9 protein-coding genes are annotated in these 12029 nt (G+C 52.2%); 4 read left to right on the forward strand and 5 right to left on the reverse strand.

The genetic code is table 11. The features are described from left to right. Positions 1 to 1662: CARDB domain-containing protein (locus BP737_RS03000; RefSeq protein WP_342685923.1), on the forward strand; the 1662-nt coding region annotated here is incomplete at its 5' end. Positions 1663 to 1920: 258 nt separating this feature from the next. After that, a complete protein-coding gene (locus BP737_RS03005; protein WP_292406320.1) occupies positions 1921 to 3159 on the forward strand; it encodes an oligosaccharide flippase family protein in 1239 nt (412 codons plus the stop codon). Between the two features lie 74 nt (positions 3160 to 3233). On the opposite strand, the gene BP737_RS03010 is transcribed toward BP737_RS03005, so the two are convergent. From BP737_RS03010 to BP737_RS03025, 4 genes are read right to left on the reverse strand one after another with little or no spacing between them, the layout of a single operon-like run. Beyond that, entirely contained in the window at positions 3234 to 5492 is a 2259-nt protein-coding gene (locus BP737_RS03010; RefSeq protein WP_292406324.1) for a DUF2206 domain-containing protein, read from the reverse strand. 8 nt (positions 5493 to 5500) lie between these two features. Continuing rightward, the gene (locus tag BP737_RS03015; RefSeq protein ID WP_292406326.1) at positions 5501 to 6703 is read right to left on the reverse strand and encodes a glycosyltransferase family 4 protein; all 1203 of its coding nucleotides are present in this window, start codon (positions 6701 to 6703) and stop codon (positions 5501 to 5503) included. Then, on the reverse strand, positions 6700 to 7875 hold the full coding sequence (locus BP737_RS03020) for a glycosyltransferase family 4 protein (RefSeq protein ID WP_292406329.1): 1176 nt from the start codon (positions 7873 to 7875) through the stop codon (positions 6700 to 6702). The genes BP737_RS03015 and BP737_RS03020 overlap by 4 nt, the downstream gene beginning before the upstream one ends. After that, complete coding sequence (locus BP737_RS03025; RefSeq protein ID WP_292406332.1) at positions 7872 to 8171, reverse strand: hypothetical protein; 300 nt, start codon at positions 8169 to 8171, stop codon at positions 7872 to 7874. The genes BP737_RS03020 and BP737_RS03025 overlap by 4 nt, the downstream gene beginning before the upstream one ends. A 1451-nt stretch (positions 8172 to 9622) precedes the next feature. Between BP737_RS03025 and BP737_RS03030 the strand changes: the two genes are divergently transcribed. Together BP737_RS03030 and BP737_RS03035 are read left to right on the forward strand one after the other, a co-directional pair. Further along, the gene (locus tag BP737_RS03030) at positions 9623 to 10903 is read left to right on the forward strand and encodes a Fic family protein (RefSeq protein ID WP_292406335.1); all 1281 of its coding nucleotides are present in this window, start codon (positions 9623 to 9625) and stop codon (positions 10901 to 10903) included. A gap of 624 nt (positions 10904 to 11527) precedes the next feature. Further along, positions 11528 to 11665: a hypothetical protein gene (locus BP737_RS03035; RefSeq protein WP_248534371.1), complete on the forward strand. Its 138-nt coding sequence runs from the start codon at positions 11528 to 11530 to the stop codon at positions 11663 to 11665. 180 nt (positions 11666 to 11845) lie between these two features. Here the strand turns inward: BP737_RS03035 and BP737_RS03040 are convergent. Further along, the coding region (locus tag BP737_RS03040; protein WP_342685926.1) for a hypothetical protein at positions 11846 to 12029 on the reverse strand (184 nt) is incomplete at its 5' end.

The raw sequence follows: 12029 nt of genomic DNA on the forward strand, positions 1-12029 counted from the left end.
TACACGTTCAACAACTGCACCGCGGAGGGGAACAGCGCCTACGGGTTCTTCTTCAGTTACCCCGATGGTGTTTACCTGGACAACTGCACGGACCTTGAGACGGGCCGGGGAAAGACCGACTACTCGGCGGTGAAACCGACGTCGTTCTTCATCGTGCAGTCGCTAGTGACGAACGCCAACCCCTCGATCGTCATGGAGGACTGTGCGAGCATCGACTCCCATGGCCGCGGTCTCTATGCGACGCTCGTCGACTATGTCCAGATTAAGAACTTCACGATGACCAACCCCGGAGGCATCAACGGTGTCGGCGCTCTGATAGGAGACCCGGCACTGGGAGTGGGTTTTGTCTCTTCAAACGTCGATATCCATGCCTCAGGAAACAGCGCGTCCAAGCTCGTCACGGTGAACAGCGCGTCCAATTCAAAATTCACCGGGAGCATTGTATCCGATGTGGCGACGCCGTTCACCGTAGCGGGAGGGGGGACCAACAACGTCGTCGTTGAAGGCATCAAGACGGTTTCAAATACACTTCCGGTGGGTTCGACGGGAATCACGACGAGTGGCGTCAACTCGGGAGCAGTCAGTATTGTCAACTGTGCGGTCGTCAGGCCCGGCAGCACGCCGCTCCCGACCCCGACCACTCCGACACCGGTCCCCACCACCCCGGCTCCCTCCGGGAAGCCGGACCTTGTGGTGACCGACATCTCCTGGGAGCCGGCAAACCCGGTGACCGGGGCGCCGGTGACGCTCAAGGCCACGATCAAGAACCAGGGTGACGCTGCGACGCCTGCGGGCACAAAGCATGGTGTCCTCTTCACGTTCGACGACGGTGCGGCCGGTTCGGGCGTCTGGTCGGACACCTACACCCGGTCGATTGCTCCGGGAGCGTGGGTCACGCTGACCGCAAACGGCGGCTCGGCCGGTGCAGCCTGGAAGGCCGCCCTCGGCACCCACACGGTGAAGGTCACGGTAGACGACGTCAACCGGATCGCCGAGAGCGACGAGACCAACAACGTCCGAACCAAGCAGATCACGGTCTCGAAGCCGGGATCGACGCCGACCCCGACGCCGGTCCCCACCACCCCCACCCCCTCCGGGAAGCCGGACCTTGTGGTGACCGACATCTCCTGGGAACCGACAAACCCGGCCCCCGGGAGTGCGGTGACGCTCAAGGCGACCGTCAAGAACCAGGGTGACGCTGCGACGCCTGCGGGCACAAAGCACGGCGTCCTCTTCACGTTCGACGACGGTGCGGCCGGTCCGGGCGTCTGGTCGGACACCTACACCCGGTCGATCGCTCCGGGAGCGTGGGTCACGCTGACTGCAAACGGCGGCTCGGCCGGTGCAGCCTGGAAAGCCGTAGAGGGCACTCACACAGTGAAAGCCACCGTGGACGATGTCAACCGGATCGCCGAGGCCAGCGAGACCAACAACATCCTTACCAAATCCATCACGGTGGCAAAGTCAACCCCGCAGCCTGAAAAAGGGGATCTCAATGCCGATGGAAAAGTAGACTGGGCTGATGTCGCTCTCATCGGCGACATGGTTCTCGGGCGTGTCGAAACAGACCCCGACGCAGACTTCAATGCCGACGGCAAGGTAGATTGGAGCGACGTCTCACTGCTGGTAGACTACTTCTTCGGAAGAGTAGATACACTGTGAGACCCTTTACGAGGGTCGTTTCTCACGCCGCTCACCCCTCAACTTTTTCTCACTACTCCTCCAGCGCACCTTTCCTGATCCATGGGCGCCTGGCCCCCTCGTCAGTAGCGACCGTTTCTCCTCTGTGCTCCATCATGTGTGGAAGGGCCAACCGTTCCGGATTCTTGTTAACGGAAATGGCCCCCCGGTACGACGCCATCGGTGCAGGCGAGTCGCTAGGACGGATACTTTGATATACGCGATACATCTATTAGGGGGATGATGCACGCATTCCCGAAAAACCCCGTTGAGCTGAAAACCTATCTTATAGACCCGCTGTACAGGAGTTCTTTCTTCATCATCATTACATCGATCTCAAGTGCGGGCTTTGGTTTCATATTCTGGATGCTTGCAGCACGGTTCTATCCGCAGGAAGACGTAGGGGTTGCAACGGCCCTTATCTCATCCATGGGGATGCTGATCCTTCTATCGAAGCTCGGATTCGATCAATCGATCATACGGTTTTTTCCGACGCGGGATAAATCCAAAGTCCTGGGAACGGCAATAATCGTTACAACAATAGTCGGGTTTGTCCTCGGGGTTCTGTTCATAGTTACGGTGGATATCTGGTCGCCCGAGTTGCATCAGGTCAGGGACTATGCGCTCCTCTACATCACCTTTCTGATAGCCAACTCCGTAACGGCCTTCATCGGTGCAGCGTTCGTTGCACTGCGGAAATCAGAATTCTACTTCCTCCAGAGTCTCCTTTTTGGTTCAAGGCTCCTTATTCTCATTCCTCTGGCTTTTCTCGGAGCACTTGGAATCTTTTGTTCGCTGGGTCTTTCATTCATCATTGCCCTCGTAGTTTCGGTCTTCCTTCTCTACAGGTCCGGGATTCGTCTATCTGGCCTTGATAGGGATTTTTTGCTCGATTCGTTCCGGTTCTCCGCAGGCAACTACTTTTCCGGATTGCTCACTGCGGCCCCGAGCACGATTCTCCCGATCCTTGTGCTGAACATTCTCGGTGCGGAAAAAGCCGCTCAGTACTTCATTGCGTATGCAATTGTCATGTTCTTATTCCTCATACCCACATCTTTCACGACATCGCTCTTCGTCGAGGGAAGCCACGGCGAAGCACTGAAGAGAAATGTACTAAAATCGCTTGCCGGAATTTTTGTGCTGCTCATTCCGGCGGTTGCGGGTTTGTTCGTATTCGGGGAGTATATTCTCGGTTTAATCGGTCCGGATTACGTAGAAGGGCTCGAACTGGTTAAAGTTCTGGCGATTTCAAGTTTTTTCTTCTCATTTTCGGAAGTATTTATCGTAATCAAGAAGGTTCAGTACGGGCTGAAGAGTCTGATCGTTATCAGCGCACTCACCTTCATCTTGCTTCTGGGGTCCAGTTATATCCTGATGCTTCAATGCGGGATTCTCGGTGTGGGGTATGCATGGGTCCTGACCTATGCACTGATCGGCATCTTTGTCGTGCTCTCCATGGCCAGGCGGTACATCCTGTGATCCACTCTCCCGTGAATATTCAGGCGTCAAGAAGTGAACGCCGGTCCCGGGACGGCAGCAGCACGGAGGAAGCGTTACCCGTTCTGATAGACCTCGCTCTGATGGTTTGAATACACCTTGTTGTTGCGGCAGATCGCGGGATATACATCTTCGATGCTCCAATAATCATAATACTCCTCCGGGCCGCTTGCGGAGCGCTCGACGATGTTATATGTCGCCAGATACACATATGCGCCCAAAACCGGTTCAAAGTCTGTTTCGGGCAGGAATGGAGGTGTCCTCGCGAGGCTGCCGTAGGAAGTTAATACATTATCTTTCCGTGTTCTATCCGCATAGACGACCGAACCATTCTCCATGTACCTGCCCAGCCAGCGGGCGCCGAAGACATCATGCTCTGGTATGAACGTCCCATAGAACACGTTTTTCGGTGTATCCCCTCCGTATTTCTTAATCGAATTCTGGCTCAGAGCGATGGATGACGGCTGATCGTTGGCGCACTCGTAGATCCAGCCCGTACTGAAGAGGAACAGCAGTGAGAAGAGAACCGACATGAGTACCAGCGGCGTTCGTCCCGCAAGCCGCCCGCTCCGGAGTTTATTGATGTATGCCCCCGGTGCCGCAAGCATGCTGATGCCGCCGACAACGCAGAACGGGGAGAGAAAAATGAGCACAATCTGGTAAAGTCTGGAGGTGTTGAGTGTGCTGGAGAAATTTGGTACAAGGACGCCCGCAACTCCAAAGAGGAGCGCAATAAATGAGAATGCAATGTATTCCCGTGAAAAGCGGGTGTTCTTGCGCCGAAACCAGATAGCGACAAACCCGACGACGATGAGTGCCAGAGTAATGAGGTGGAGGCCCTTGGCAACGGTATGCAGGAGGGATTGGGGAGTACTGATAAGAAGATCCAGCCCTTCGGTTTCCTCGGGGTTCAGCAGGTCCACAAAGATCGTATTGCCGATGTGGTCGATGATCGACACGATCGTATCGAAGGAAGTCCCTCCCGCGACAAACATATACCACCCGAGCGTAAACCCGGTAAAGAAGAGGACATGGGCGGCGGTTATCGTTCTTCCATCGTCTCTGTTCACGGAGCCTCCACCCGACGGATTCTCCCCTGCTGTTTTTCGCGAACATTTGAAAAGAGTATCTCCTCGGGTTGCGGCAAATGAGGAGAGAGTCATGTACAGCCAGACCACGATGAGGGAGAGCAGGTAGATATACGATGTTCCGTAATGCGAAACGGCTAGGGAAGCGCCGAAGATGACGAATAACGCGAAATTCGTTCTTCTGGGAACATTTCTCGCGACCATTATCATGATGAGCAGGACGAGAAAGAGTTCTGCAATCTCCTGACGCGCCAGGGAGGCCATTTCCGCGTAGAATATTATGAACGAGGCAAAGAAGAAGGATGCAAGGAAAGCGCTCTTTTCCCCCACCTGCCTTCGGAAAACATGATACAGCCCCAGGGGCACAAGGGCAAAGGTGATCGGGTAGACTAATTTGAACACCCACGTCAGGTCCAGCCCCGTGATATACGAGTACATCGGAGCCAGCAGGACGACGGAGAGCATTGCGTTCACGTTGCCGGGACTTGTGGAGTCCCAGAATGCGTTGTCTATGACGAGGTTTGCAAGGAACGCCTCATAATGGATATCGTAGCCCCAGATATACGGAGATATGAGCGATGTGTGAAGCAATAGCGAGACGGAAATAGATAAAATCGCCAGAGGATACAGCGCTTCCGGGATCACCCGGTTTAGTCCAATCAGTATGGGTATAACCGCGATGAACGCGATTATCAGCATGAGAATTCCGTTGTTGTGATACTGGTTCACGAAATAAGTCCCGATAATTGTCAGGAGCGGCACCAGGTACAAGAGAAACGCAGGTCTTGAGAGAAACGTCTCCGTATCGATAAAACCCGATTCGGGGGGCTTTTTATCTCTGACAAGGCTGAATAAGAGCAAAATCGCTGTCGTGACGTTGATTGTCATCAGGGTCGAATCCGGGGACAGCGGCCGGGAGATCCCGAAGATGGGGTAAATCACGCTCATGAATAGTCCGGTAAACATGAGGATTGCTATGCTCAATCCAACTGCATAGAGGAGCGTTTCAGGAGTGCTTGCATTATGTATTCTCAGGATTCTGAGGACGATTATGCCCGGAATAAATGAGAAAAAGGCAACTCCCAGGATCGCCTGCAGAAACAGGACCCTTGAGTCCGTACTCTCCAGGAGTTGTATGAACAGCAGCCCCAGCTGAAGCCACAGGATCGCAATGAAATAATTCCGGATCTTCCAGTCGTTTAGCGTAATGGGATTCCTGATCTGCATGGCATCATCTATGCGGAATTGTTATAATGGATACTTGATTCCGGAACCAGCGTCCGATACACGTCTTCCAATTTTCCCCCGATTATTCGCCAGTCATACTTCGCTTCGGCCAGCGCTCGAGCATTCTCTCCAATTCTCTTCCGTTCGTCTTTATGTTCGATCAGATACCTGATCCCCGCTATGAAGTCTTCGTCGATGTCGTCGACAATGATCGCATGCTCGTAGTTTTCAGCATCGATTCCTTCGATTCCTTTCTTCGTGGTCACAATGGGGAGGCCGGCACTCATATAATCGAAGATCTTCAGTCTTGTCCCCCCTCCGCTTCTCAGAGGTACGATGGCGATATCGGCGCCGGAAATATTCTGGATATCGGCGATGAATCCAAGCGATCTGATGTTTGCTTCTTCAAACTTCGGAACCCGTGTTCCACCGACGATAAACGATACATTCGGGTTTGTATCGGCAAATCGAGGGGCAATATCAGTCTGAATAAGATCAAATCCTTCCCGGTTCGGCGGATGCGTGTAGAGACCGTGGAAGAACACGGCAATATCCGCGGGACAGAGCCCCATCCCTTCACGGATCTTGTTCTTCGCTTCATCAGATATCCTCGAACGGATGTTGCACCCCGAAGGGATGACGCTGATCATCCCGTCTTTGAGATGATACTTTCTCCTGAACGTATCCGCATCGTTGTCGCTCACGGCGGTGATGTGGTCGAAGAGGTACCTGCAGGAGATCCTCTCCAGTAGATTCGTATAGGCGGGTATGAGTTTCCGCTCCATCGGGGAGTAGTGGTCGTGGTTCGCAAAGGTCTGTTGAATGAACTCGGATTCGACATTGTGAGCGTCGTACACTATCTTTATCCTCCTGCGCGTAAGGAGACCGAGCATCCTGGCCGCCATTGCTCCGCTGGGATGGGTGATCTGGATGAGATCGATCTCTTCGTCCCTGATGATCCGCGCCGCCTTACGAATGAAATCGGGATTAATATCCCTGAATATGGAGAGTCTCTTCTGGAGCGCCTCGATATCATGATAGATGTAGACTCGTGCGACATCATCGTCGCTCTCGTCGTGAAGGTGATCCGGTTCGAGTACAACGATGCGGTTATTTGCGGCCTGACACTTGACGAGGTTGCAAAACCTGTTCTGGCCCCCGCTCTGTGGTTTTGACAATCCGACGGTTGTTGGGATTGCCAGTATGTTCATAGGCACTTCCTGTATTCCTGTTCGAGTTTTTCCACGGTCCGGTCCCATGTCAGGTTCTTTCGAACGAATTCCTGTCCCCGCTGAATCATTCTTCTCCCTTCCCCGGGATTTTCAAGGCAGAATGCCATCTTTTTCGCTAAATCCGCACAGTCTCCGTAGCGCACAACGAGGCCGCAGTCGCCCTCCCTGATGAGGTCTCCGCTGCCATTGCCGTCCGTGACGATCACCGGGGTCCCGCTCATGATCGCCTCAAACGGAACAAGCCCGAATATCTCGTACATTCCAGGATAGACGAGCAGATCGGCATCCTGGTAGGCAAAGCCGACGTCATCAAGGTAGCCGACAAACCGTACCCGATCCTGAATTCCGAGCTTGCGTACTTTTTCCTCGAGCTCCCGTTTGTAACCCCACTCAGGCCCGACAATGACCAGGATGGCGTCTTTTTGCTCCTGCACCAGTCGGGAAAACGCTTCTATCAGAAAATCAATCCCTTTGATTCTATCGATTCTGCCCAGATACAGAATGAGGTTGCTTCCGTTCTCGATTCCGCATGATTTCCGGAACCCCCCTTTGCTCCTGGCGGTGATGCACCTTTCGAGACTGATGCCGTTGGGGATAACGGCGATCTTATCCTCACGAACGCCCATCATGATGTTCTGTTCTTTTTCCATGCTGTTCATGACGATCAGTCGTGATGCGGAATCTAAAATGGCGGATCCGGAGATGAAATCAAAGAGATTTTTCACTTTTGCCTTACCCAGGGTCCGGTTTTTGGGGAGCGACCCGTGCGGTTGCAGGACGTATGGAATGCCGTACTCCCGGGCATAATGGCTTATAATGACCGCAAGAAGTGTCCTGTGCTCGTGGATGTGGATTATATCATAATTCCGCAGATCTCGGTGTGCAACGAACGGTAAATAGTACGGGACTATGGGTATTAGTGTGCCCGGAAAATACTTCCGTAAATTTTCGAAATAGTATACCTTCATCCCCTCGACTTCGAGGGGTCTGTTCGTTGGAAGCCCGGTCGGATATGTGCTCCGGTTCGTCGTATATACCGTGACGTCGTGGCCCACCATCTGGAGGCGCCTTGAGATCTCATATGCCGCACGTGCCACGCCCCCGGACTCCCAGCTCGGCTTGAAGAACGGCGTCACCTGGAGGATCTTCATAAGCGATCACAAACCTGCTGCTGCTTGCGCCGTTGTCTTCTCGGGCAGGACGGAGTGAGAAGCCGGACCCTGCATTCGGCGAGGGATGCGGGCCCATGCTCCCCGATGCGGTACCGGCAGGTTGCGTGAGTCCAGCGGTTCCGGTCCTGGCTGCCGATGCCGGAAAGGACCGTATCCAGGTTTCCGAGAAGCGGATCGTTCCGCTGAAGTTCCCCCCGCATCCGCTCAAACGGTTTTTTCCCGTTTTTTGCCCCGGGATGGATGTCCCCGGCAGCCTGCCCCCGTATCGACGTCATCCCGTATCCCCTGCAGCGCAGGTGCCACTCAACCGCCGGCATCCCATGCCCGGATACCAACGTGGGCACCATGTCGTATCGATCGAGCAAAATTCCGCCGGGTAAGCGTATCGCCGAATATCACTCCCCCCTGAGGTTTTGAGTCCATGCTAGACTTGAGATTATATAATACTTTGCCTGTAGTATTCAGATTATGATATAGAAATATTGATATATTGAGATCCTTGAGGATTTGATTGGCGAACGGATCGGTCTGCAATGGAGATCGACCTTTAATGTTTTCAGTTCGAGTATGTCTTCCCGGTAGTTCGCTCATTTCGGCACCCGACATCGAGCGATGCGGTCTTGCTCGATGCCTGACACCGGACGTCCCCGAAGGGGAGAAAAGCCGCCAGGGCTTCGAGGGAAGTTGGGGCGGGGACCCCCGCGCGAGCCCTTGAAGCGGACCTCGAACTGCACGAAACTGCACGCTATATGGTATTCTCCAACAACTACGGTGTCAGGCCGCGCTGCCGGCTTGAGGCGTTCGCGCAATCGTTTGCCGCCAAGTTCGACTGGTTCGGCGATAAGATGAGAACGAGCGGATAAATGAGCCGGAACGGGAGCCCTCTCATCCCCAGGGAGATCCGGGTGCCCGCGGGCAGCAGGGATCTGAAAGAGAATGTTATTGGGGTCATCCCAAAAGATCCCCGAACCTTCGATACATGCTGATCGGAGCATTTACATCCAAATATTCTACCATCAGAACCATATCCTGGGCGAGGATGGTAAACGGCTTTCCATGGGGAGTCGCACCTCACGGTGCTCCTGCTATCTTCCACAGGAAAACAGCATATCGCCACTAGGGGGAGGGTCCGGGAGGCTAGAAAATGTGAAGTCTGTAACAGGGACTAATGGCAATACCTTCTGTGTGAAGACTGTTTCAGAGAAAAAACGAGAAACTGGGGTTTATCTGCGCTCAAAGATATTTACAACCTTCAGACAGTTACAAAGGAACAGGCACGTTTATCTCTCCCTCCATTGTACCTCATGTCGGTGAGAAAGGGAGTACATTCACAGGTTCGATGAAAAACAGTTGCAGAAGTCATCCCAAAAGTGTCCAGCGGCTGAAGATTCATATAATTCAGAGTATTCTGACACATCCCCGCGAAAAATTGAGTGATCTTTGGCGTCAAGCTGCTGACACGGCTTCCCTCTGGGCATCGCCACGCGGGGGAGGGGCCGGGAGGGGGAAACCCCCTCCCGGCTGAGGTGTTTTGGGACGACCTCGCAATTAGTTAAATCCGGATGTGATGATTCCAGATCATATGGGCTTCTTTCATTCTAACTGAGCCTGATTTTATTGCTGATGATGGATGCATATCATATCCCCTCACTTATGGTATCTATCAGAATGTATCAAACTGATAGATAATGATAATACGGATAGAAACAATAGATAAAATTTAAACATGAAACTCCCTCACACTCCTGAATACTCTCCGGCAGATGTTAAAAAGGCTTGGGAATATGTAGATACCACAGATATTATCGACGCAGTCTTCAAATATAACAAAAAATACTTGCACTGGGAGGAGCTGAAACGGCGCGATCTTCCGGTAGATCCCCTCTATGTCTGGATACTGATGAAGACCCTCAGAACGAAGGATATGAAATATATCACGTTCGATGATCTTCAGCTAAAATATAATCTTCTGGATGATTTCCTCGAAAAACTTCACTCCCTTGATAAATCAGCGGCGGGGAGCATCTCATCGGGCCTCGATTCACTGCCTCACGATCGGGACCAGTTCATCATCAATTCCCTGATGGAGGAGGCGATTGCATCGAGCCAGATCGAGGGAGCCGCAGTCACTAGGACAATTGCAAAAAAGATGCTTCGTGAAAAGAGGAAACCCGCTACAACAGATGAGAGGATGATCCTGAACAACTATATCACAATGAAAAAAATTACTCAGATAAAAGATGAAAATCTAACCCCAGAGTTAATTTTACAGATCCATAAGACCATTACCAAGGACACACTCGAAGATCTAAAAGATGAAGGAAGATTCAGAGATAACAATGATATTAGAGTTTTTGATTTAAGGGGCAATGTCTTACATACCCCTCCCGATTTCGCGTTAATTGGAGAACTTATTGAGAAACTCTGTGTATTTGCAAATAATGACGGCGGGCAATTCATCCACCCAGTAATTAAAGGCATTATCCTGCATTTCCTGATAGGATACATACATCCGTTCAATGATGGAAACGGCCGATGTGCACGAAGTATTTTTTATTGGTACATGCTTCGGAAGGATTACTGGCTTTTCGAATATATGGCAGTATCCAGAGTGATAAAAGATACGAAAGACCAATATAAACTTGCATATCAATATACTGAAAGCGATGGAAATGATCTCACATATTTTATCCGCTACAATCTCGCCGCGGTAAAAACCGCAGTCGACAATATCCAGAGGTACATCGAGAAAAAGCAGAGAGAAAGCAAACAGGCGTTGACCATCCTTCAGAAGAGCGAAGGACTGAGCCTTCGCCAGGCGGAAATAATCAAATCCCTTATCAAAAACCCCGGTAAGCCAATCACGATCAAAGAGATCGTCGAGACATACCGCGTGGCTTATGGAACAGCGAGAAACGATCTCTTCCATCTCGAAGAACTGGGATATCTTGCGAAGCAGAAGTCGGGCAAGGAGTACATCTTTATATTCAGGGGTTTGAAAAAGTGACCCCCTATACACTTTCACCGAATCAGAAATCGAAGAGGACCACCCTTGTGTAGTTTGCCGGCCTCTGCTACACCGCCCTCTCCGACCCGGAGATGGCACCCGGAGAGCCGGCCGCAGAGCGCACCGATTACCACCTGCCCTTTCTCATCCGGTCAGGGATTTGCTCCGCACCATCAACCCGACCGCCCGGAGAGCGCCGTCGATGAGGCCGTCCTTAAACTCACCGCCCCCCTCTCCGCGTCGTTCATCGAGAACAACCATGTCTTTCACCGCTACCTGACCGGGATGCCGTCGGTCAGGTAGCGGGAGAACGGCGGGGTTTGGCGGCTGACTCGACGGTCAGCCGGGAATGACTGACCGGCAGGCGCGGGTGGTGGAAGCGCCCCGGAATATAAGCGGATGAATGCTCGGAGCCGGGGAGACGGTCTACTGGAAGTATTGCTTCAGGTTTGCCGGGCCTGGAGCGGCGGTGTAACTGTCGAAGTTGGTATCCAGCCAGACGATGACAGCAGGTGCTGTCAGCGAGAAAATGTCAGGATATTTCGAAAATCCAGCCCGTTCAGGGAAATTTATATGAAGGAAAACGATGAATAGAACCTGTCACAGACGTATCGAGGTAACTGTATGCCGACGAGCAAGAAACAGATGGAGAAGTTAAACAAAGCAAAGAAGGCCAAGGCAGAAGAACTCGCGCAGCAGGCGGCTGCCGGTAGCCAGGCTGCCAAGAAAAAACTCAAGAAACTCGAGAAAAAGATTAAGTGAGCCGCCTGAACGTTCCAATTGTTTTCATTCTTTCTTTTAAGGGCTGATGCAACGAATATCTGTGCGAGCAGGCGTCCCCTTCCTTCCGGCAAAGGTTTCCGGGACGACCTCAGTAACAGGGCCCAATTGTTCGGTCCGTATTGCAGATATGTACTCAATTGGTCGAAGGCTCAATGTAATTCAGCGCGATTTTTCGTATGAAAATGACTCCCCGATATTTTCATCTGGTATGTCTGTGGCCCCACGGGCATCATGTAAATTTTTATCGATGAACTCATCCCAAAAAGATCTATGAATGTTCTGTACACCCTTATCGGAGCACGCACCTCCGAAGTTTCTCTCCTCTGAACGATATCCAGGACAG

The sequence above is a fragment of the Methanoculleus sp. UBA291 genome, from assembly GCF_002499755.1.
Taxonomy (GTDB): domain Archaea; phylum Halobacteriota; class Methanomicrobia; order Methanomicrobiales; family Methanoculleaceae; genus Methanoculleus; species Methanoculleus palmolei.

Excerpts from the sequence above, each read along its gene's own strand:
- BP737_RS03015 (WP_292406326.1), bottom strand. The coding sequence starts at position 6,703 with ATGAACATACTGGCAATCCCAACAACCGTCGGATTGTCAAAACCACAG.
- BP737_RS03035 (WP_248534371.1), top strand. The coding sequence starts at position 11,528 with ATGCCGACGAGCAAGAAACAGATGGAGAAGTTAAACAAAGCAAAGAAG.
- BP737_RS03030 (WP_292406335.1), top strand. The coding sequence starts at position 9,623 with ATGAAACTCCCTCACACTCCTGAATACTCTCCGGCAGATGTTAAAAAG.
- BP737_RS03010 (WP_292406324.1), bottom strand. The coding sequence starts at position 5,492 with ATGCAGATCAGGAATCCCATTACGCTAAACGACTGGAAGATCCGGAAT.
- BP737_RS03020 (WP_292406329.1), bottom strand. The coding sequence starts at position 7,875 with ATGAAGATCCTCCAGGTGACGCCGTTCTTCAAGCCGAGCTGGGAGTCC.
- BP737_RS03005 (WP_292406320.1), top strand. The coding sequence starts at position 1,921 with ATGATGCACGCATTCCCGAAAAACCCCGTTGAGCTGAAAACCTATCTT.
- BP737_RS03025 (WP_292406332.1), bottom strand. The coding sequence starts at position 8,171 with ATGACGTCGATACGGGGGCAGGCTGCCGGGGACATCCATCCCGGGGCA.